Genomic DNA, 21,833 nt, shown 5'->3' on the forward strand with positions numbered 1-21,833 from the left:
ACGGCGCCCGAAGCAGGATACGCGCTCCCGCACAAGCCCTGTCCCACGGACCGGACGGCCGCGCACCACCCGCACGGGGCCCCGGGGAGCGGCACGCGCCCGCCGGGCCGGGCGGCGGGCCGCCCCGCCCGATACGCTGAGTGGATGGGCCGACACGCGACGGCCCGGGCCGCACCACAGCCACCACGGGAGATCGCCAACCATGGCCGGACGACGCCGCACCACCCCCGACCACTCGGCCCAGTCCGGGCCGCAGGCGGCACCGGCGGGAAGCCTGCTGCCCGCCGACTACGACCTGGCCGAGCTCTACGGCGCCGGCGGCCGGGACGAGGACGACGAGGACCTCGACGACACCGCGGTGCTCGTCCCCCCGATCGAGCTGCCCTCCGAGCAGGAGCTCACCGCCGCCGCGCTCGCCGTGCCGCTCCTCGCGCACGCCCTGAAGCTGGCCCGCTGGTCGGCGCCGCACCGGGTCGTCGACGAGTTCGGCGACCTCGTGGAGGCCGACCGCGGGCCCGCCGCCCGGCTCGTCGGCCTCGCCCCCGAGGAGGGCGACGTGCCCGAGGAGGCCGTCGTCGAGGCCTTGCGGGCCTGGTCCCTGGCGTGCGACCTCGACCTCGTCGAGCTCGGCACCACCCGGGCCGGCGAGCACGTGGCCGTGCCCATGGAGGAGGCCGCCGACGCGGAGGGCGGCGACCCCGCCGTCGTCCTCGACCTGTGGCTGACCGCCGCGGGCATCGTCCGGGAGCTCGCCGTCGAGGCCGACTCGCTGGACCTCGACGGCGAGAGCGCCGAGGGGGCCGGGGAGGAGGACGACGACGGGGAGCGCGGCCTCGCCGAGGTCGAGGAGGCCGGTGAGGCCGCGGCCGAGATCCTCGACGAGGCCCTGCAGGTGCTCTACGAGCTCACGGCGTTCGCCGAACCGGGCGAGGAGACGGTGCCCCTCGGGGTGCTCGCCGCCCTGCTCGTCGTGCCCGACGGCGAGGAGCCGGACGAGGCGATGCTCGGCGAGATCACCGACCTCATGGTCATGCTCGACCCGATGCTCGCCGACCTCGCCGAGCTCGGCGTCGTCGAGCACCGGCCGATCGACCCGGACCTCTTCGAGGAGGAGGACGCCGAGGACACCGGGGACGCCGCCGCGCCCGCGGCCGTCCCGGACACGGGCACCGAGGAGGACACCGGCCGCTTCGGCCTCGTCCGCCTCACCCCGCTCGGCCAGTACGGCGTGCGCGAGTGGCTCCTCGCCGACGGCTACGACGCCCCCCTGATCGGCGACCTCGCCCGCGGTGACGCGGCCGCCCTGCTGCGCGGCCTCGCCGAGTCGGCCAACGTGATCCCCGACCGGGAGATCACCGTCTGGCTCGCCCTGCGGGAGCCCGCCGACGCCGCCCGTGACCTCCTCGACGCCGCCCGCGGACGCGACGCGTACGGGCCCGTCCGCCGGATGCACTGCGAGCTCGGGCTCTCCCTGCTGGGTGCCGCCGCCGACCCGGCCCTCATCGAGGTCGTGGACGACCCCGAACTCGGCGGCCTCGCCCGCGAGACGCTCCGCGGGCACGGCGCCGACGTCGCCGCCCCCGAGCGGCCCGTCGCCCTGTGGCGCACCGTCGACGGCATCGCCGCGGTGCTCCTCGCCACCCGCGGCGACGCCGCGCAGCTGCGGCCGCTCGTCGCCGACCTGCCCGTCACCGACAACCCGGCGAGCTACTTCGGCGAGCTCTGGCGGGTGCCGCACCCCTTCACCGTGCAGGTGCTGGAGACCGTCGGCGAGCTCCACCTCGACCGGCAGGTCGCCAAGGAGGCCCGGAAGGCGGCGTTCAAGGCCAGGTCGCAGCAGGGGCAGGGCTAGCCGGCCGGGCCGCCCGGGTGCGTCACGGCAGGTCGAGGCTGCCGTCCGCGGTGAAGGGGAAGAACGGGTTGTGGGCCAGCTCCCACAGGTGGCCGTCCGGGTCCTCGAAGTACCCGGAGTAGCCGCCCCAGGAGGTCGCCGCCGGGGGCTTGACCACGGTGGCGCCCGCCTCGACGGCCGCGGCGAGGGCGGCGTCCACCGTCTCGGGCGACTCCAGGTTGACCGCCAGGGTGACGCCGCGGAAGGACGGCTCCCCGCCGGACGGCACGCCCGCGTCCGCGGCCAGCTCGTCGACGGGGAACAGGCCGAGGACCGAGTCCGCGGTGCGGAACCAGACGATCTCCGGACTGGAGGCCGACGACCGGCGCCAGCCGAGCGCCTCGTAGAAGGCGACGGACCGGGCGAGGTCCGCCACGCCGAGGGTGACGATGGAGATGCGGGCCGGGAAGGCCGTGGTCGATGTCATGCCGCCCAGGGTAGGCAGGCCCGCCGACATCGCCCGGGGTACGCCGCCGGGTCGGCGGGTCGCCGGGCCCGCACCCCCGCCCGGCCGCCGCGCCGCGGCGGATCCCCCTGCGATCGGGGCGGGTTGATGGCCCGGCAGGCGCCGGGGCCCGTATCGTGGGGCCATCGCGGCGCGGCGGCCGGGCGGGGCCCGGCGGGCGGCGGCCGGACGGCGGGTGCGAGGACGCGGGGGTACGGCGCAGCATGAACAGGCACGGCAGGAGCAGGCCGCAGGACCCCGAGGCCTGCTACGCCGAGCACGAACAGCGGGCCCGGCGGGCTCTCGCCGACGCGGACTTCCCGCTCTTCGGCGCCGCCCCCGCCGGGGACGCCGGGGACCGGTGCACGCTCGCCGCGTGGGAGGCCGCCGACGGCTGCCCCGACTGGGTCGAGCTCAGCTGCGGCGACTGGGCCTCGCCGCACGGTCCGTACGTCTCGGTGCGCACGCACCGCCCGGGCACCGAACTCGCCCTGGCCCTGCCCGACCTGGAGGACGTCGTCGAGGACGAGCGCGACCGGGTGTACGAGCAGGCCGGCATCGACGAGGGCGACGGGCCGGGCCGGGTCCGCGCCCTGCGCGAGTGGATCAGCGTCGAGGGCGAGCCGTGCGCGGTGCAGCTCCACGAGGACCGCAGGCCGCCCGGCGACCGGGTCGACGACGGCACCGAGGACGGCTGGGAGTGCCCCGTCTGGTGCGGGCGCCTGCGCGTCGACGGCCTCGTGCTCACCGTCACCGGCCGCGGCGTGGCCCCCGGCGCGGTCGAGCTCCACCGCGTCGGCGACCTCGACCCGTACGTCCGGGGCCGCACCGCGCAGCTGCGCCGGGTCGCCGACCGGCTGGCGGCCGGCCGGGTGCCCGTCGAGGAGCGCGAACTGCCGTCGCCCGTCGGCCTGGAGGCGCACCGCGCGGTCGTCGACCACCGCATCGCCGAAGCCCTCGCCCTGGAGGCCCAGCTGCGTGCCCGGCGGCCGGCCCGGCTGCCCCGGCGGCTGCGCGGCGAGGCCGGCGCGGAACTCCGGGAGGCCGCCGTGCGGCAGCAGATGCGGCTCGCCACGGAGAGCCGGGAGGAGGCCGAGGCCGCGGTCTCCGTGATGACCGACCACCTGGCGCGGCTCGCCCGGACGACGGACTGGCTGGTCGGCACCGCCGAGGGCGAGGCCGCGGTCGCCGAGGTCGTGCGCTGGACGGCCTTCGCCAGCGAGGTGGCCAGCCTGCCCGCGCAGCACGCCTGGGCGCGGCTGCGGGCGGGCGGCGACCGGGCGGGCGGCGACCGGTCGGGAGCGTCCGGTGCCGAGGAGGCGTGGCTCTCCGCCTGGGAGCAGTGGCGCAGGGAGCGCTCCCTGCGCTGATCCGGTGCTTGCCGGGGTGTCGGCCCGGGTGACGGGCAGGTCGAGGGATCGCATGAGGACGGCAAAACACCACCCGTCCGCAGCCCGGGATTCACGCCCGGTTCATCCCCGGCGTCGAGTCTGCTCGCGCCGCACCTCCCTCGACACCACTGGAGAGACCACATGTCGCTGTCCCGCCGGGACTTCGTGAACCGCTCGACCATGCTCGGCGCCGGCGTGCTCGTCGCCGGCAGCGCCGAGGTGCTGGCCACCGCCCCGGGCGCGATCGCGGCCCCGGCCGGGGGCGACGCCCCCGCGGCGAAGGGCGCGCACGGCGCGCTCGGCTACGGCCCGCTGGTCTCCGACCCGGAGGGCGTGCTCGCCCTGCCCAAGGGCTTCGAGTACCGCATCATCACGTACACCGGGAGGACCACCCTCGTCACCGGCGAGTCCACGCCCAGCAACCACGACGGCACCGCCGCCTTCGAGGGCCGCCACGGCGCCACCCTGCTCGTCAACAACCACGAGCTCAAGGGCAAGCGGGAGAACTGGCCGCACCCGGTGCCGCTGCTGGAGGGCCACGTCTACGACCCGGCCGCGGCCGGCGGCTGCACCGTCGTCGAGGTGCCCGAGCACGGCCGCAAGGTCACCGAGTGGGTCGGCATCGCCGGCACCTCCACCAACTGCGCGGGCGGCACCACCCCGTGGGGCACCTGGCTGTCCGGCGAGGAGACCGAGGACAGGGCCGGCCAGAACGGCATGACCAAGGACCACGGCTACATCTTCGAGGTCGACCCGCACGACCAGGCCGCCAACCGCGACCCGAAGCCGGTCAAGGCGTTCGGCCGCTACCCGCACGAGGCCGTCGTCGTCGACCCCCGCCGCGGCCACGCGTACCTCACCGAGGACGCCTCCGGCCCCAACGGCCTGCTCTACCGCTGGACCCCGCCGGCCGGCTTCCGCCACGGCAAGGGCAAGCTCCGCACCCTCGCCGACGACGCGGGCGTGCTGGAGGCCTTCAAGTGCTTCGACTCGCACGGCAAGCTCGTCGACGACCTCTCCCGCGCCACCGCGATCGGCACGACCTACGGCGTCGACTGGGTCAGGGTGCCGGACCGCGACGCGAAGACCGTCTCCGTCCGCAAGCAGTTCAAGGACGGCGAGATCACCCGCTCCCGCAAGCTGGAGGGCATGTGGTGGGGTGACGGCGGCACGTACTTCGTCGCCAGCTACGCCCGCGAGGAGAGCCCCGTCCAGCACGACGGCCAGGTGTGGTTCTACAACCCGGCCCGCCGCACCGTCACCCTGAAGGTGCTGCTCGGCGTCAACGCCGACGTCTGGGCCGACAACGGCAACTACGACGGCCCCGACAACATCACCGTCTCGCCCCACGGCGGCCTCGTCATCGCCGAGGACGGCGCCGGCCAGCAGCACCTCTTCGGCACCACCGACGACGGCCGCACCTTCCCGATCGCCCGCAACGAGCTCAACCTCGGCACCGAGGAGGAGCCGGAGTACAGCGAGTTCACCGGCGTCACCTTCTCGGAGGACGGCGACACCCTCTTCGCCAACATCCAGGAGCCGGGCGTCATGCTCGCCATCACCGGCCCGTGGCACCGCCTGCGCCGCCACTGACCGCACGGGTGCCGCTGCCCGCCGCCGACGCCCCTCAGGTGTCGTCGGCGGGCAGCCGCAGCTGCAGCATCGCGAGCAGCCGCTGCTGCGGCTGCGCCAGGTCGAGACCGGTCAGCTGCTCGGCCCGGCGCACCCGGTAGCGCAGCGTGTTGGGGTGGATGTGCAGGGCGTCCGCGGCGACCCGCACCTCGCCCAGCGCGTCCAGCCACGCCAGCACCGACTCGGCGAGCCGGGTGCCGTGCCGCCGGTCGTAGCCGGCCAGCGCGGCGAGCCGCGGGTCACGCAGGCCGGGATGGTCCTGCAGGAGCGCCAGCACCTCGCTGACCAGCACCTCCGCCTGCACGTCGCTCAGCGCCGCGACCTCCGGCGCCACCCCGCCGCGGCCCATCGCGTCGAGGATCCGGTCGGCCTGCGCCCGCGAGTCGGGCACCTGCGCCAGCCCGTCCACGGTCGGCCCGATCGCCGCCCGCAGCCGCACCCCCAGGTGCTCGCGCGCCGCGTCGACGACCTCCTGCGCCCAGCCGCGCAGCGTCGCCGCCGGCAGCTCGGACGGCACCTCCGGCAGCAGCACGTACACCCGCGACTCCACCGGCGCGAGCAGGGCGCCGCGGTGCCGCGCCGCCGCGTGCACCTGGATGAGGCCGGTCACCTCGGCCCGGGTCAGCTCCAGGTCGGAGCCCTCCGACGGCGCGTCCGCCGCGTACGCCAGCACCGCCGCCGGGCGGCGCAGCCCCAGCCCGAGGTGGGTGGCCAGCGACTGCGGGCCGGTCGAGCCCTCCAGCAGACCGGTCAGCAGGGTCTGCGACAGGCGGACGTCCGCCGACAGCTCGCGCCGCCGCCGCACCAGCTGGCCGGCCGCCACCCGGGCCGCACCCACCAGCGCCTGCTCCGCCTGCGCGGCGAGCGGCTGCCCGCCCTCCTGCACCCAGATCGTGCCCAGCGGCTGCGCACCCGCCCGGATGCCGATCGCCAGCCGCCGGCGGATGCCCAGCTCCGGGTGCGCGTCGATCTCGATCACCGTGTCGGAGCCGCGCAGGTGCTGGAAGACGCCCCACTCGCGGAGCTTCGACAGGTACGGCTCCGGGCCCTGCCAGCCGAGGATGGACAGCCGCCGCAGGTCGTCCAGCTCGTCGGAGTCGGAGGACCGCGAGTAGGCCAGTACCCGGCTGGAGGTGTCCTCGACGGACACCACGCCGTGCGTGAGCACGGCGACGGTCTGCGCGAGCGAGAAGAGGTCGCCCGCGTTCGGCTCGGCCGCCTCGGGGGCGTCCGGGCCGGCGATCAGCATCCGCGCCAGCGTGTCCAGGTGCTCCCAGCGGGTCTCCCGGCGCACCGACAGCAGCGCCACCCCGGCCTCCGTCGCGGCCTCGCGCAGCGCGGCCGCCTGGCCGGGGGCGTCCAGCTTCACGGCGACGGCCGCCGCCCCCGCCCGTCCGGCGGCCCGCAGCGCGGGCAGCGCGGCCCGGCCGCGGGCGCCGATCGCCAGCACCAGCTCGCCGGGGCCCGCGGTCGGTTCGTCCTCCGGGTCGAGGATCGCGACGTCCCGCACGGGGACGTCCAGGCCCGCCGGAGCGGCCTGCAGCTCGACGAGCGGCTCGCCCAGGGACATCAGCAGCTGCCGCAGCGGCAGCCCGGCGGCGGGCACCGTCACCGGACGGCGCCCCGCGGGCGGCGTGCTGTCGGCCGGTCGGCGGTTCTGTTCACACGTACAAGGGTATCGGCCGCACTTTGGCGGCCCGGCCAATCAAGTGGGCCCGCCGCCGGGAATAGCGTGGGCCCATGGCCGACCTGCGACCCTCGTCGGCCCCATGACGAGAAGGAGAGCGTGCGCGCCATGGATGCTGTGACCCAGGTCCCCGCGCCGGTGAACGAGCCGGTCCGCAGCTACGCCCCGGGCAGCCCCGAACGGGCCCGCCTGGAGGCCAGGCTGAAGGAGCTGGGTGGCCAGGAGCCGCTCCAGCTCACCATGACCATCGACGGGGAGCGCCGCATGGGCGGCGGCTCCGAGATCCACGTCGTGCAGCCGCACCACCACGCGGCCCGCCTCGGCACGCTGCGCAACGCCACCCAGGACGACGCGCGCGACGCCGTCGACACCGCCCTCGCCGCGGCCCCGGCCTGGCAGGCGCTCTCCTTCGACTCCCGCGCCGCGATCTTCCTGCGCGCCGCCGACCTGCTGGCCGGCCCCTGGCGCGAGACCCTCGCCGCCGCCACCATGCTCGGCCAGTCGAAGACCGTCCAGCAGGCGGAGATCGACACCCCCTGCGAGCTGGTCGACTTCCTGCGGTTCAACGTGCACTTCGCCCGGCAGATCATCGCCGAGCAGCCCGTCTCCTCCGAGGGCGTGTGGAACCGCAGCGACCACCGCCCGCTGGAGGGCTTCGTCTACGCGATCACGCCGTTCAACTTCACCGCGATCGCCGGCAACCTGCCGACCGCGCCCGCGCTGATGGGCAACGTCGTCATCTGGAAGCCGTCCCCCACGCAGCAGTTCGCCGCGCACTACCTGATGCAGCTGCTGGAGGCCGCCGGCCTGCCCAAGGGCGTCATCAACATGGTCACCGGCGACGGCCTCGCCGTCTCCGAGGTCGCGCTCAGGCACCCCGCGCTCGCCGGCATCCACTTCACCGGCTCCACCGCCACCTTCCAGCACCTGTGGCGCGAGGTCGGCGCGAACATCGCGAACTACCGCACCTACCCGCGGATCGTCGGCGAGACCGGCGGCAAGGACTTCCTCGTCGCCCACCCGACCGCCGACAAGGCCGTCCTCAAGACCGCCATGACCCGCGGCGCCTTCGAGTTCCAGGGCCAGAAGTGCTCCGCGCTCTCCCGCGCGTACGTGCCCGCCTCGCTCTGGGCCGAGATCAGGGACGACTTCCGCGACGAGGTCGAGTGGCTCACCATGGGCGACGTCTCCGACCTGTCGAACTTCATGGGCGCCGTCATCGACGACCGCTCCTTCGCCAAGAACAAGGCCGTCATCGACCGCGCCAAGGCCGACCCGCAGGTCGAGGTCCTGGCCGGCGGCGGCTACGACGACTCGGTCGGCTGGTTCGTCCGCCCGACCGTCCTCGTCTGCGAGGACCCGGCCTCCGAGTACTTCCGCGACGAGTACTTCGGCCCCGTCCTCGCCGTGCACGTCTACGCGGACGACGACTACGACGCCATGCTCGCCCAGATGGAGGCCGTCTCCGCGTACGCCCTGACCGGCTCGATCATCGCCCAGGACCGCGCCGCCGTCGAGCACGCCATGCACGTGCTGCGGCACGCCGCCGGCAACTTCTACATCAACGACAAGCCGACCGGCGCCGTCGTCGGCCAGCAGCCCTTCGGCGGCGGCCGCGCCTCCGGCACCAACGACAAGGCCGGCGCCAAGCAGAACCTGATGCGCTGGACGTCCACCCGCTCCGTCAAGGAGACGCTCGTCCCGCCGACGGACTACCGCTACCCGCACATGGGCTGACCACCCCGTGCCACCGGGGCGGCGGCCCCCACCCCCGGGCCGCCGCCCCCACCCCCTCTTCACCACCCCTTTGGAAGAAAGCCCAGGAGTCACCGATGCTCCGTTCCGCCCTCCTCGCCGCGTCCCGCTCCCCGCAGGTGCGCACCGTCGTCGAGAAGTTCCCGCCGACCCAGGCCATCGTGCAGCGCTTCGTCGCCGGCGACGTCCTCGACCAGGGCATCGCGGCCACCGCCGAACTCGTCGCCACCGGCCGCAAGGTGACCCTGGACCACCTCGGCGAGGACACCCTCGACGCCGAGCAGGCGGCCGGCACCGCGGAGGCGTACGAGCACCTCCTGGCAGCCCTCGCCGACACCGGCCTCGCCGCCGACGCCGAGGTCTCCGTCAAGCTCTCCGCCGTCGGCCAGTTCCTCCCGGACGACGGCGAGAAGATCGCCCTGGAGAACGCCCGCCGCATCTGCGAGGCCGCCGCCCGCGCCGGCACCACGGTCACCCTCGACATGGAGGACCACACCACCACCGACTCCACCCTGGGGATCGCCCGCGACCTGCGCGCCGACTTCCCGTGGCTCGGCGTCGTCCTCCAGGCCTACCTGCGCCGCACCGAGGCCGACTGCCGCGACCTCGCCCACGCGGGCTCCCGGGTGCGCCTGTGCAAGGGCGCCTACAAGGAGCCCGAGTCCGTCGCCTTCCAGGGCCGGAAGGCCGTCGACCTCGCCTACGTGCGCGCCCTCAAGGTGCTCATGGGCGGCGACGGCTACCCGATGGTCGCCTCCCACGACCCGCACATGGTGCGGATCGCCGGCCAGCTCGCCGAGTGGAACAAGCGCGGCACCGACAGCTTCGAGTACCAGATGCTCTACGGCATCCGCCCCGAGGAGCAGCTGCGCCTCGCCGAGGCCGGGAACGCCATGCGCGTCTACCTCCCGTACGGCCAGGAGTGGTACGGCTACTTCATGCGCCGCCTCGCCGAGCGCCCCGCCAACCTCACGTTCTTCCTGCGCGCCATGGCCACCCGAGGCTGACGCGGGCGGCCTGCCGCAGGACACGGGGGAGCGACACGGAGGGGACGGGCCTGTGGGTGCCCGTCCCCTCCGCTGCGCTTCGCGCCCGCTCCCCCGGCCGGGGGCAGCGGGGGCCCCGGGGGCTACAGCATCGACGACGCCGGCTCGACCATGCCGCGGGCGGTCTTGGAGTCGACGTAGTGCTCCAGGGCGGTCATCACCCACTCGCCGGAGTACTGGCGGACGAGCTTGCACATGGCGACGCCGGTGCGCGACTCGGCGTGGGTGAGGTCGAAGCGCACGAGCTCCTCGCCGGTGCCCGCGTCGAGGAGACGGCAGTACGCGTTCTTGACGTCGGTGAACTTCTGGCCGGAGAAGGAGTTGACGACGAAGACGAGCCCGCACACCTCGGCGGGCAGGCCGTCGAGGTGCACGGTGATCGACTCGTCGTCGCCCGCGCCGGCGCCGGTGAGGTTGTCGCCGGAGTGGGCGACGGCGCCGTTGAAGATCGACAGCTTCATGAACCACGCGGTCTCGATGCGCTTGCGCTGCGCGTCGAAGGCGATGCAGGAGGCGTCGAGGTCGACGTTGCGCCCGCGCCCGGCGGGCTCCCAGCCCAGGCCCATCCGGACCGCGGAGAGGAACGGCTTGCCGCCCTTCTCCAGGGAGACGGAGCCGCCCTTGGTCAGGCTCACCCGGCCCTTGTCGAGGGTCACCTTGGTGAGGGACGGCGGTGCGGCGGGCGGTGCGGCGGGCGGTGCCGGCGGAGCGGGGGGCATCGGCGGCGCCGCGGGCTTCTGCATCGGCGACGGCGGGGCGGCGGGCATCGGCGGCGCGGCCGGGGCGGCGGGGGCCTGCTCCTCGACGCTCACCCCGAAGTCCGTGGCGATGCCGGCCAGCCCGTTGTCGTAGCCCTGGCCGACGGCGCGGACCTTCCAGCTGCCGGCCCGCCGGTAGACCTCGACGACGACGAGGGCGGTCTCCCGCCCGAGCCGCGGCGGGGTGAAGGTCATCAGCACCGCGCCGGTGGCCGCGTCGCGGACCGTCGCGGTGGGCTCGGTGCCGGCGAAGGTGGCGCCGGCGTCGAGGCTGGCGGTGATGACGACCTTGTCGATGCCGGCGGGCACCGCCGCGGTGTCGACGGTGATGGCGTCGGGGGTGCCGCCGGAGGCGGGCCGGTGCGTGACCCCGGGGCCGTGCGGGGCGTTGAAGAACACGAAGTCGTCGTCCGACCGCACCTTGCCGGCCTCGGTGAGCAGCAGGCCGGAGACGTCCAGCGCCTTGGGCGCCGTGACCTCGACGGTCACGGTGGCCGCGTTCAGTGGGGCGTTGCCGCCCTGGGTCAGGACCGTGGTCACGGTGCTCCTCCTCGCTCCTCGGGGGCGCCCCGGCGCTCCCGGGGCCACCCTAGGGCACCCCGGCCGCCCGTCGGCGGGTGACCCGCTGTCAGCCGCCTCCTGCTCTCGGAGAACACGCTTGCCCGGGCCCGCCGGAGCGGCGAGAGTGCTGGGATGCCAGCTCTGCAACGTACCGAGGCCGCCGTCCGTGCCCGTCTGCTCGACGTGCGGTCGTACTCCGTCGATCTCGACCTCACCCGGGGCGGAACCCTCTACCGCAGCACGACCGTGATCCGGTTCGGCTGCACGGAGCCCGGCCGGGACTCCTTCGTGGACGTCGACCCGTCCGCGCTGCTGCGCGCCGAGCTGAACGGCCGCCCGCTCGACCCCGCCGCCCTGGACGGCAACCGCCTGGCCCTGCCCGGCCTCGCCGCGGAGAACGAGCTCCTCGTCGAGGCCGACATGGCGTACTCGCGCACCAGCGAGGGCCTGCACCGCTTCACCGACCCGGCGGACGGCGCGGCGTACGTCTACGCCAGCTGCGGGCCCGACCTGGCGCCGAAGATGTTCGCCTGCTTCGACCAGCCCGACCTGAAGGCGCCGTTCACCTTCACCGTGACCGCCCCCGCCGACTGGACGGTGATCGGCAACGGCACCTCCGCCCGGCTCGGCGCGGGCCGCTGGGAGATCTCCCCGGTCGGACCGGTCTCCACCTACCTGGTGACCGTGGTCGGCGGCCCGCTGCACGCCGTCCACGCCGAGCACGACGGCATCCCGCTGGGCCTGTACGCGCGGCGCTCGCTCGCCGCCGAGCTCGACCGCGAGGCCGGGGAGCTCTTCGCCGTCACCCGGGCCTCCTTCGACCGGCTGCACGGCCTCTTCGAGGAGCGCTACCCCTTCGGCTCGTACGACCAGGCGTTCGTGCCCGAGTTCAACTGGGGCGCGATGGAGAACCCCGGCTGCGTGGTCTTCCGCGACGAGCTGCTCTTCCGCTCCGCGCCGACCGAGCCGCAGCGCGAGATGCGGGCCATGGTGGTGTGCCACGAGATGGCCCACATGTGGTTCGGCGACCTGGTCACCATGACCTGGTGGGACGACCTGTGGCTGAACGAGTCGTTCGCCGAGATGCTCGGCTACCGCATCGCCGCCGACTCCACGCGCTTCACCGGAGCCTGGACCTCGTTCTCCGTCAAGCGCAAGGGCTGGGGCTACGACGCCGACCAGCGCGGCTCCACGCACCCGGTGGCGGCGACCGCCATGGGCTCCGTCGCGGAGGCGCTCGTCAACTTCGACGGCATCTCCTACGCCAAGGGCGCCTCGGTGCTCCGCCAGCTCGTGCACTGGCTCGGCGACAAGGCCTTCTTCGCCGGCCTCGACGCGTACTTCGCCCGGCACCGCTGGGGCAACGCCGAACTCGCCGACTTCCTCGCCGCGCTCGGCGAGGCCGGCGGCCGGGACGTCTCCGCCTGGGCCGACGCCTGGCTGCGCACCAGCGGCGTCGACACGCTGCGCATCGAGACCGGGACCGGGGCCGACGGCACCACCCTCACCTCGGCGGTGCTGGTCAACGACGGCACCCGCCCGCACCGGGTCCGGGTCGGCGTGTACGACACCGCGCCCGGCGGCGCCGTCGTGCTGCGCGAGCGGCTCGACGCGGACGTCGCCGCCGGCGGCCGCACCCCCCTGCCCGAACTGGCCGGCGCGGCCCGCCCGGCCCTGCTGCTGCCGAACGACGGCGACCTCACCTGGGCGCTGGTCCGGCTGGACGCGCACTCCGCGGCGACCGCCGCCGCCTCGCTCTCCCGCATCGAGGACGAGCTCACCCGCGCCGTGCTCTGGGAGCACGCCCGCGACCTCGCCCGCGCCGGCGAACTGCCCGCGGCCCGCTACCTCGACCTGGTGGCCGCGCACCTGCCGGCCGAGACCGCGGTGACCATCGTCGAGGCGGTGCTGCGCTTCGCCGCCGACCACGTCGTCGCCCGCTACCTCGACCCGGCCGCCCGCCCGGACGCCCTCCGGCGGCTCGGCACCACCGCCCGCACCCTGCTCGACCGCCCCGGGGCGGACGAGAGCCTGCGGATCGCCGCGCTGCGCGGCGTCGTCACCACCGCCTGCGACCCGGCGCAGCTGGCCGTGCTGGACGGCTGGCTGGACGGCCGCGACCTGCCCGGCGGGGTGCCGCTCGACAACGACCTGCGCTGGTCGGCCCTGCTGCAGCTGGCCGCGGGCGGCGCGGCGGGCGAGGAGCGGATCGCCGCGGAGCTCGCCGCCGACCCGAGCGACACCGGCGAGCAGGGGGCGGCCCGGGCCCGGGCCGCGCTGCCGTCCCCCGACGCGAAGGAGCGGGCCTGGCGGGAGCTGTTCACCCCCGACCTGCTCTCCAACCACCTGCTCGCGGCCACCGCCGACGGCTTCTGGCGCTCCGGCTCCGAGGAGCTCCGGCAGGGCTACGTGGACCGGTACTTCGCGCAGGTGCCGTCGGCCGGAGAGCGCGGCGGCGCGGTCGCCCGGGCGCTCGGCCAGGTGCTCTTCCCGTCCGGTTCGGCCCGCCCCGGCACGGTGCGCGCGGCCGAGGAGTGCCTCGCCCGGACGGACCTCACGCCGACCCTGCGCCGACTGCTCTCCGACGAGCTGGACGACCTGCGGCGCGCACTGGCGCACCGCGCCTGAACCGGCCGGGGCCCGGGCGCCGCAGGGTGCCCGGGCTCAGCCGAAGGAACCGCGGACGGCGACCGCGTGCGGCTCGCTGCCGTGCGGCACGAACGCCGCGGCGCTCCACGTCTCGTGCACGGCGGCGGGCGCCTTGCCGGCCCCCGCGGACGGGGTGGCCGACGCGGACGGCGCGGACGGCGCGGGCGGTGCGGGCGGGCGGCTGCCGTACACCTCGAAGGTGTACCGGCCGGGGGCGAGGCCGAGCCCCGCCGGCAGCGTGAAGCGGTAGACGAGCGTGCCGTGCTCCTGCGAGACGGTGGTGACCACCCCCGGCAGGGTGCTGGCGGGGGTGGTGCCGGGCAGGACGTCCGGGCGGGCCAGCCGCAGCTCCACCTGGAGCGCGGTCAGCTCCTCGCGCACCGTCAGGTCGACGGTGTGCCGGGTGCCGGTCGGCCCGATCAGCTCCAGCACGGCGCGGCCGGAGAGCGGGTCGGTGACGGCGGGCTGCTTCGCGACGGGATCCGCGGTCGGCGGCTTCGGCGCGATCGGCGCCGGCCCGACCGGATCCGCCGCCACCGGGGTGGCGGCGGGGGCCCCGCCCGGCGACCCGGACGGCCCGGGCGTGCCCGGGGACGGCGAACCCGAGGGCGATCCGGAGGCGCCCGACGGGCCGGCCGAGGGCCGGGCGCCCCGGTCGGCGGCGGGCACGGCGGAGGCACGGGGACGGCTCTCGGCGGTGGTGTGCCGGCTGCTCGCGGTCGCCGCGGCGGGGGCGGGCTGCGCGGTGTCCGGGCTGGGCAGCGGCGGGCTCGCCCCGACGTTCGACATGCCGGGGCGTCGGCCGACGCCCTGCTGCTCGCTCAGCAGCCAGGTCGTCGCGATGCTGATCCCGACCACGGTCGACATCGCCACCGCGGCGCCGGAGAAGCGGATGGTGGGCAGTCGGAACCTGCCGCCGACCGGCCGGGGCCGGCTGTGCCGCCCGTACCGCACGGCCGCACGGACCGGACCGATGTCCTCGCGGAGCGTCACCGGCTCCCCTCCTCCCCACACGGTGCCCGGTGCGCCCGGGTCCGCCGTGGGTCTTCGACCGCCGTGACGTGACAGGGGGACGAATGTACCAGCGGCTACCGCAGGGGGCGCCAGACCCGCGACGCAACGGAATGCGTCAAGCGTAATGACCTACTGTGGCGGATATCTGACGGACCGTCCAATCGGTACCGGCCCCGTGCTGCAACCCCTTGCAACCGTTGCCCTCCGGCCCCGGTGTGCCGCAGGCTTGACCGAACCCCAGCCGCCTCGGAGAGACCGTCATGCCGCGCGACCCGCTGTCCGTACCCTCCGACCCGATCGCCGCCACCCCCACGGGCGACGACCTGGGGCGTTTCCGCACCGCCCGCGCGGTGCTGGACGAGGTGATGACGCTGCGGATCGCGCTGGACGACGACCAGGTGGGAGAGGTGCGTACCCGGTTCAGGTACGACACGGAGCGGCCCTGCGAGGTGCTGCTCACCTTCCACCTGGGACGTCCCGACGAGGCGGACTGGGTGTTCTCGCGCGAACTCCTCCTGACCGGGCTGGACACGCTGAGCGGCCAGGGCGACATCAAGCTCTGGCCCGCGTACTGCCCGTGCCACGGTGCGACGCTGCACGTCGCGCTCGACTCCCCGCACGGCAGCGCCATGCTGGAGGCCCCCCGCACCGAGGTGCGGGCATGGCTGGACCGCACCTACGCGCTGATCTCCGCCGAGGAGGAACTGGGCAGCGGCCCGACCGACGCCGAACTCGCCGCCCTGCTGGCGGGCTAGGGCTCGCCCCGGAGCCCGTCCGCCGCGCACGGCAGCCGCACGGTGCCGGCCTGCAGCCCGGCCCGCAGCTCGCGCACGGCCGGCGCCGACGAGGTCGGCAGCAGGTCCCCCACGTCGACCGGCCCGCTCACCGACACCTCCGCGGAGTCCGTCAGCCGGTACGGGCGGTGGTCGAGCAGCGCGCCCAGGTGCCGTCGCAGCCGGGAGAGTTCGGCCCGCACCGTGACGGTGCGGGCGGCGTCGCCGAAGAGCGCCTCGGCGAGCTGGGCGGCGCTCAGCCCGGTGCGGCGGACGGCCAGCAGCAGGAGCATCTCGGCGTGGCGCGGGCTCGGCGTGTGCGACCAGGCGCCGGCCGCGCCGGAGACCCGGAGCTCGGGCCGCCCGGGGCGGCTCAGGTCGAGGTGCACCCGGGCGCCCGTGCTCTGCTCCGCGACCGCCCCGGCGGACCCGTCGAGCGGGCGCACCAGCCAGCCGCCGCCGAGGGGTTCGACCGCGCACCGGCCGAGCGTCGGCAGCCACTGCGTCCCGCTGTGCCAGCCGTCGGAGGGCGGGCGCAGCCGCCGTACGGGCGGCAGGCCGGCGGCGGCGGCCGTCCAGCCGGCGCCGTCGACGACGAGCGCGGGGTCGGTGACCCGGGCGAGCAGCCCGGTGGCGAGGGTGCGCAGCCGGTGCAGGGATTCCAGCTGGGCGGCCCGGAGTTCGGCCTCGGCGAGGCGGGCGGCGGTCGCGGTGAGCCGTAGCAGGTGGGGCTGCACCTGGTGGGCGGGGCCGCTGAGGTCGAGGATGCCGAGGAGGCGGCCGGTGCGCGGATCGTGCACGGGGGCGGCGACGCACGTCCAGGTGTGGTGGCTGCGCAGGTAGTGCTCGGCGGAGTGCACGGCGGTGGGGCGTTCGATGCGCAGGGCCATGCCGATGCCGTTCGTGCCGACCTCGTCCTCCGTCCAGCGGGCGCCGTTCTCGAAGCCGATGCCGCCCGCGCTGCGGCGCAGGTGCCGGGCGCCGTCGAGCCACAGCAGGTGGCCCTCGGGGTCGGCGATGGCGAGCAGCACGGGGGCGTCGTCGGAGGCGAGGAGGGTGGTGCGCAGCACCGGCAGCACGGTGTCGAGCTGCGACTCGTGGCGCCGGTGCTGGATCTCGGCGGTGTCGATCCGCCGGACGCTGCGGCCGGCGTCCGGGTCGAGGCCGAGGCGGCGCAGCCGTTCCCAGGAGTCGTTGATCTCGGGCCGGGGCGGCAGCGCCCCGGCGCCGGGGTCGTTGCCGCTGCCGTCGGACGGCGGGGCGCCGAGGGTGCGTTCGTGGGTGCGGGCGAGGGCGGCGGCGGTGAGCGGCGCGGGGCGGCTCTGGACGGCCCGGCGTGTGCTGCGCATTCCCGTCCCTGCCCCTGGTGTCGACTCTCCCCGGTCCCCGGCCCCCGGGACAGGGTACGGCCGCTCGATCTGGACATGCCCAGAGTGACGGAATTCTCATCCGCGGCGGCGAGGATCCGCCATGGCCCCGGCGGGCCGGGCGCCGGTGCACGGAGGTGCGCGCCGGGGGCCGCACGGGGCGGCGTGCGCCCTGCGGGCTGATCCGTCGTGCACCGACGGTCTGGTATTGGTTGTCCCTGTGATTCCCCTCCTCCATGTTCCGTTCACCGGGCCGTTCCGTGCGCCGCTCCCCGGCGGTGCCCGGTGACGGCCGCCCCGCCCGGCACCGGCGCCCTCGCGTTCGACGGCAGCGGCATCGACGGCGGCCTCTACACCCGGGTCGTCGGCTGGGCCGACGCCGCGCCGCCCTGGCTCGACCGGCTCGCCGCCGACTGGTCCGCGTACGGGCTCGTGCTGTTCGCGGTGCTGATGGTGTGCGGCTGGGTGCGTGCGCGCGGGGCCGGCCCGGTGCCGATGGCGAGGGCCCTGGCCGCGCCGTTCGCCGTGGTCGCCGCGTACGCGGTGAACTCCGGGCTCAAGCGGGTCGTCGAGGAGGTGCGGCCGTGCCGGCAGCTGCCCGTGCGGGCCACCCTGGAGGGCTGCCCGGTGGCGGGCGACTGGTCGTTCCCCAGCAACCACGCGGTGATCGCCTTCGCGGCGGCGGCGTCGCTGTGGCTGGTGCACCGCCGGCTGGGTGCGGCCGCTCTGGCCGCGGCGGTGGCGATGGCGGCGTCCCGGGTCTGGGTGGGGGTGCACTACCCGCACGACGTCGCGGCGGGGGCCCTCGTCGGGGTGCTCGTCGCCTTCCCGCTCACCCTGCTCGCCGGACGGGCGGAGCCCCTGGTGGGGCGGGCCCGCGGCGGCCCGTTCGGCGGCCTGCTCGGGGCGGGCGCCCGCGTCTGACACCGCCGCCGGGCCGCCGCCCGCGGGGGCTCAGCGGCGGATCAGGCCGCGGTCGGTGGCCGCGGCGACGGCCGCGGTGCGCGAGTCGACGCCGAGCTTGGCGTAGATGTGCACCAGGTGCGACTTCACGGTGGCCTGGCTGATGTGCAGCTGCCGGGCGACCTCCAGGTTGGGCAGGCCGCGGGCGACCAGCTCCAGCACCTGCACCTCGCGCAGGCTGAGCGCGACCGCGGGGGTGCGCATGCGGTCCATCAGCCGGTCGGCGACGGCCGGGGCGAGCGCGGTGCGCCCCGCCGCGGCGTCCCGCACCGCGTCGGCAAGCTCGGCCGGCGGGGCGTCCTTCAGCAGGTAGCCCGTCGCGCCGGCCCCGATCGCGCCGAGGGTGTCGGCCTCGCTGTCGTAGGTGGTGACCACCAGCACGCGGGGCGCGCCCGGCCGGGCGGTGATCGCCGCGGTCGCCTCGCAGCCCGTCATGCCGCCGCCGAACTGCAGGTCCATCAGCACCACGTCGACCGGCCGCTCCGCCGCGAGCCGGACGGCCTGCTCGGCGGTGGCGGCCTCCGCGACGATCTCCAGCCCCGGCTCGGTCTCCAGCACGGCCCGCAGCCCGGCCCGGACCACCGGGTGGTCGTCGGCGATCAGCAGCCGGATCGGGCCGGTCACGGCCGCCCCGCCCCGCCCGTGGCCGCCGCAGCGGGGACGGCCCCGCGGGCACCCGCCGGGCCGGGCACGGTGCAGCGCGGGACGGCGAGCTGCACGGCCACCGCGGTGCCGCGGCCGGGCGCCGACTCCACGGTCAGCGTGCCGCCCAGGGCGGCCGTCCGGGCGCGCATCGCGGTCAGGCCGAAGCCGTCCGGAGACCCGGCCGCCGGGACGGACGCGGGCGTGAAGCCGGTGCCGTCGTCGACGACGTCCAGCGCGACCTCGGTGTCCATGTAGCTGAGCGTCACCTCGACGCTCCGGGCACGGGCGTGCTGCGCCGCGTTGGCCAGTGCGGACTGCGCCACCCGCACCAGGGCGGGCGGGTACGCGGCGGGCAGCGGGACGGCGTCCCCGGAGAGGGTGAAGCGCACCGGCAGGCCGTACCGCTCCGCGGAGGTCGCGCACAGGCGCTCCAGCGCGCCGGGCAGCGGCAGGTCGTCGAGGACGGGCGGGGCGAGCGCCCGGACGAACCGGCGGGCCTCCGTCAGGTTGTCCCGGGCGGCCTCACGGGCGACGCGGACGTGCCCCTGCGCCGCCGCGGGATCACCGGGCAGCGCCCGCTCGGCCGCCCGCAGCAGCAGCTGGATCGAGGACAGGCCCTGCGCCAGCGTGTCGTGGATCTCCCGCGCCAGCCGCTCGCGCTCGGCGAGCACCCCGGCGGCGTGGTCGGCGGCGGCCAGGTCGGCGCGGGCCGCGACCAGCTCGTCGAGGAGGCGCCGCCGCTGCTCGCTCTCCTGGTGCAGCGCCCGGTAGCCGAGCACGGTGGCGACCGCGACGCCCGCACCGATCAGCGGGCCGATCACCGCCGCGACGCCCGGCGCGTCCTGGTGCCGGGCGAAACCGGCCGCGGCGGCGAGGGCGGTGACCAGCACGGCGGCCGGGCCGGCCCGCCGCGACAGCAGGTGCAGCTCGACGAAGTACAGCGGGAAGGCCAGCCACACGCCGTCCCGGGTGAGCACGGTCAGCGTGAGCCAGGCGGCGGCGAGCACGGCGAGCCACAGGGCCGTCGCGGGCCGGCTCCGGCCCACGGACGGCAGCAGCGGACCGGCGGCGTACACGGCGCCGGTCGCGGCCGCGGCGAGGGCCGCCGGCAGCGCGTCCCCGCCGCCGCCGGCCAGGGCCCGGGCGGCGGCGAGCCCCAGCAGGCCGGCCGTCAGCAGGTGCAGGCACCCGGTGACGGCGCGCGGTGCGGGGGTCGGGGTGCGGGGGGTCATGGTCCCTTCACCGTACCCGGGCGGGCCGGCCCTGCCGATCGATCGAAAGGTTGATTCCCCGCCCCGCCCTTCGATCCCGGGAGACCGAACCGCCGCGCGATGCGGCGCCGGCGCGCCGGCGGCCACCGTGGGGGTACCGGCCCGGCCCGGGCGGCCGGAGCCGCCCGGCACACCGCCGGGAGGTCCGGTACGCCGCCGGGGAGGTCCGGCACCGTAGAGAGGGAGCACGCCGCATGTTCGTCGCCTGGAGGGACCTCGGGTTCGCCCGGGGCCGGTTCGCCCTGATGGGCACGGTGGTCGTGCTGATCACCGTGCTGGTCGGGCTGGTCTCCGGTCTCACCGAGGGGCTGGCCCGGGGCAGCACCTCCGCGATCACCGGCCTGCCCGCCGACCGGATCGCCTTCGCCGCCCCCGCCGACGGCCTCGGACCGTCGTTCACGGACTCCGTCCTGCCGGAGTCGGCCTGGCAGGCGTGGGCGGCCGAACCGGGCGTCGCCGCCGCCGAACCGCTCGGCATCACCACCACCCGGGCGCGGTCCGGACCCCGGACCGCCGCGGTCTCCGCCTTCGGCGTCCGGCCGGGATCGCCGCTGGCACCCGCCGCCGTGCGCGAGGGCACGGCCGTGCTCTCCGCCGCCGCCGCGGACGGCCTCGCGGTGCGCCCCGGCGGCCGGATCACCCTCGCCGGCCGCCCGTTCACCGTCGAGGCGGTCGCCGGCGACGCCGCGTACAGCCACACCCCGGTGGTGTGGACGAGCCTCGCGGACTGGCAGGCGGTCGCCCCCGGTCCGGCGGAGCCCGGCACCCGGGCGACCGTCGTCGCGCTCACCACCCGTCCCGGCGCCGACCCGGCCGCCGCCGACGCCCGGCTCGGCACCCGCACCGTGACGCGCGCCGCGGCGCTCGCCGCGATCGGCGGGTTCACCGCGGAGAACGGCTCGCTGCAGATGGTGCGGGCGTTCCTGTTCGCGATCTCGGCGCTGGTCGTGGGCGCGTTCTTCGGCATCTGGACGGTGCAGCGCAGCGCCGACATCGCCGTCCTGAAGGCGCTCGGCGCCTCCACCGGCCTCCTCCTGCGGGACGCGCTCGGCCAGGCCCTCGTCCTGCTGACCGCGGGCACCGCACTGGGCAGCGCTCTCGCCGCCGCGGTGGGCGCGGCGGTCGGCGGCGCCGTGCCGTTCGTCCTCGACGCCGCCACACTGCTCGGGCCCGCCGCGGTCATGGTCGTGCTCGGCACGGCCGGTGCCGCGCTCTCCGTCCGCCGCATCACCTCCGTCGACCCGCTGACCGCCCTGGGGGGCATCCGATGAGCCTGCACCTCGCCGACGTCACCCTCACCTACCCGGACGGCGGGGCCCGCCTCACCGCCCTCGACCGGGTGAGCCTGGACGTGCCCCGCGGCAGCCTGACCGTCGTGGTCGGGCCGTCCGGCTCCGGCAAGTCGAGCCTGCTCGCCGTCGCCGCCACCCTCGTCACCCCGGACGCGGGCCGGGTCGTCGTCGACGGCACCGACACCGCCGGGCTCGGCCGGGCCGCGCTCACCGCGCTGCGCCGCCGACGCATCGGCCTGGTCTTCCAGCAGCCCGGCCTGCTGCCCTCGCTCACCGCCGTCGAGCAGCTCCAGCTGATGGCGCACCTGGCGGGCCGCCCGGCCCGGACGGCCCGGGCCCGTGCGCTCGACCTGCTCGACACGGTCGGCCTGGCCGCGGAGTCCGGGCGCCGGCCGGGGCGGCTCTCCGGCGGGCAGCGGCAGCGCGTGGCCATCGCCCGGGCCCTCGTGAACGAGCCGACCGTGCTGCTCGTCGACGAGCCGACCAGTGCGCTGGACAGCGAACGCGGCCGTGCCGTCGTCGAGTTGCTCGCCGAGCTGACCCGCCGGCAGGGCACCGCCACGGTGCTCGTCACCCACGACCGCAGCCACCTGGCGCTCGCCGACCAGGTCGCCGAGGTGCGCGACGGGCGGCTGGAGGTGGTGGCCCGCGGCTGACACCGGCCGTGTTGTCTGTACAACTTTACGGCCCGGT

General features: G+C 76.2%; 17 protein-coding genes. 10 read left to right on the plus strand and 7 right to left on the minus strand.

Translation table 11 applies throughout. The features are described from left to right. Nucleotides 1–202: 202 nt before the first annotated feature. Nucleotides 203–1,852, plus strand: coding sequence for a hypothetical protein (locus tag SNE206_RS17330; protein ID WP_407914275.1), 1,650 nt, complete (start codon nucleotides 203–205; stop codon nucleotides 1,850–1,852). 22 nt (nucleotides 1,853–1,874) lie between these two features. Here SNE206_RS17330 and SNE206_RS17335 read toward each other — a convergent pair whose 3' ends face one another. Beyond that, nucleotides 1,875–2,318, minus strand: coding sequence for a VOC family protein (locus SNE206_RS17335; protein ID WP_407914276.1), 444 nt, complete (start codon nucleotides 2,316–2,318; stop codon nucleotides 1,875–1,877). Nucleotides 2,319–2,560: 242 nt separating this feature from the next. On the opposite strand from SNE206_RS17335, the gene SNE206_RS17340 reads away from it, so the two are divergent. Beyond that, entirely contained in the window at nucleotides 2,561–3,706 is a 1,146-nt protein-coding gene (locus tag SNE206_RS17340; protein WP_407914277.1) for a hypothetical protein, read from the plus strand. A gap of 162 nt (nucleotides 3,707–3,868) precedes the next feature. After that, nucleotides 3,869–5,320 carry an alkaline phosphatase PhoX gene (locus SNE206_RS17345; RefSeq protein WP_407914278.1) on the plus strand — a complete coding sequence of 484 codons (1,452 nt, stop codon included), beginning with the start codon at nucleotides 3,869–3,871 and terminating at the stop codon, nucleotides 5,318–5,320. A gap of 34 nt (nucleotides 5,321–5,354) precedes the next feature. Here the strand turns inward: SNE206_RS17345 and SNE206_RS17350 are convergent, their stop codons facing one another. Next, on the minus strand, nucleotides 5,355–6,971 hold the full coding sequence (locus SNE206_RS17350; RefSeq protein ID WP_407914279.1) for a PucR family transcriptional regulator: 1,617 nt from the start codon (nucleotides 6,969–6,971) through the stop codon (nucleotides 5,355–5,357). Between the two features lie 183 nt (nucleotides 6,972–7,154). Between SNE206_RS17350 and pruA the strand changes: the two genes are divergently transcribed. Beyond that, a complete protein-coding gene (gene pruA, locus SNE206_RS17355; RefSeq protein WP_407914280.1) occupies nucleotides 7,155–8,783 on the plus strand; it encodes an L-glutamate gamma-semialdehyde dehydrogenase in 1,629 nt (542 codons plus the stop codon). Between the two features lie 95 nt (nucleotides 8,784–8,878). Further along, the gene (locus SNE206_RS17360; RefSeq protein WP_407914281.1) at nucleotides 8,879–9,808 is read left to right on the plus strand and encodes a proline dehydrogenase family protein; all 930 of its coding nucleotides are present in this window, start codon (nucleotides 8,879–8,881) and stop codon (nucleotides 9,806–9,808) included. A 122-nt stretch (nucleotides 9,809–9,930) separates the two neighbouring features. Here SNE206_RS17360 and SNE206_RS17365 read toward each other — a convergent pair whose 3' ends face one another. Continuing rightward, a complete protein-coding gene (locus SNE206_RS17365; RefSeq protein WP_407914404.1) occupies nucleotides 9,931–11,133 on the minus strand; it encodes a TerD family protein in 1,203 nt (400 codons plus the stop codon). Between the two features lie 165 nt (nucleotides 11,134–11,298). On the opposite strand from SNE206_RS17365, the gene pepN reads away from it, so the two are divergent. Continuing rightward, on the plus strand, nucleotides 11,299–13,794 hold the full coding sequence (gene pepN / locus SNE206_RS17370) for an aminopeptidase N (RefSeq protein WP_407914282.1): 2,496 nt from the start codon (nucleotides 11,299–11,301) through the stop codon (nucleotides 13,792–13,794). Between the two features lie 36 nt (nucleotides 13,795–13,830). Here the strand turns inward: pepN and SNE206_RS17375 are convergent, their stop codons facing one another. Next, entirely contained in the window at nucleotides 13,831–14,808 is a 978-nt protein-coding gene (locus tag SNE206_RS17375; protein ID WP_407914283.1) for a hypothetical protein, read from the minus strand. Between the two features lie 281 nt (nucleotides 14,809–15,089). Between SNE206_RS17375 and SNE206_RS17380 the strand changes: the two genes are divergently transcribed. After that, on the plus strand, nucleotides 15,090–15,584 hold the full coding sequence (locus SNE206_RS17380; RefSeq protein ID WP_407914284.1) for an SsgA family sporulation/cell division regulator: 495 nt from the start codon (nucleotides 15,090–15,092) through the stop codon (nucleotides 15,582–15,584). Here the strand turns inward: SNE206_RS17380 and SNE206_RS17385 are convergent. Further along, on the minus strand, nucleotides 15,581–16,951 hold the full coding sequence (locus SNE206_RS17385) for a GAF domain-containing protein (RefSeq protein ID WP_407914285.1): 1,371 nt from the start codon (nucleotides 16,949–16,951) through the stop codon (nucleotides 15,581–15,583). The genes SNE206_RS17380 and SNE206_RS17385 overlap by 4 nt on opposite strands. A 303-nt stretch (nucleotides 16,952–17,254) precedes the next feature. Here SNE206_RS17385 and SNE206_RS17390 point away from each other — a divergent pair, with 303 nt between their 5' ends. After that, nucleotides 17,255–17,893 carry a phosphatase PAP2 family protein gene (locus tag SNE206_RS17390; RefSeq protein WP_407914286.1) on the plus strand — a complete coding sequence of 213 codons (639 nt, stop codon included), beginning with the start codon at nucleotides 17,255–17,257 and terminating at the stop codon, nucleotides 17,891–17,893. A gap of 30 nt (nucleotides 17,894–17,923) precedes the next feature. Here SNE206_RS17390 and SNE206_RS17395 read toward each other — a convergent pair whose 3' ends face one another. Together SNE206_RS17395 and SNE206_RS17400 are read right to left on the minus strand one after the other, a co-directional pair. Beyond that, nucleotides 17,924–18,556 carry a response regulator gene (locus SNE206_RS17395; RefSeq protein WP_407914287.1) on the minus strand — a complete coding sequence of 211 codons (633 nt, stop codon included), beginning with the start codon at nucleotides 18,554–18,556 and terminating at the stop codon, nucleotides 17,924–17,926. Next, complete coding sequence (locus tag SNE206_RS17400; protein ID WP_407914288.1) at nucleotides 18,553–19,809, minus strand: sensor histidine kinase; 1,257 nt, start codon at nucleotides 19,807–19,809, stop codon at nucleotides 18,553–18,555. Before SNE206_RS17400 ends, SNE206_RS17395 begins: the two co-directional genes overlap by 4 nt. A 233-nt stretch (nucleotides 19,810–20,042) precedes the next feature. Between SNE206_RS17400 and SNE206_RS17405 the strand changes: the two genes are divergently transcribed. Next, the gene (locus SNE206_RS17405) at nucleotides 20,043–21,119 is read left to right on the plus strand and encodes an ABC transporter permease (RefSeq protein ID WP_407914289.1); all 1,077 of its coding nucleotides are present in this window, start codon (nucleotides 20,043–20,045) and stop codon (nucleotides 21,117–21,119) included. Continuing rightward, nucleotides 21,116–21,796, plus strand: a complete 681-nt coding sequence (locus tag SNE206_RS17410) for an ABC transporter ATP-binding protein (protein WP_407914290.1) — start codon at nucleotides 21,116–21,118, stop codon at nucleotides 21,794–21,796. Before SNE206_RS17405 ends, SNE206_RS17410 begins: the two co-directional genes overlap by 4 nt. Nucleotides 21,797–21,833 lie beyond the last annotated feature (37 nt).

This window comes from Kitasatospora sp. NE20-6 (genome assembly GCF_045862635.1).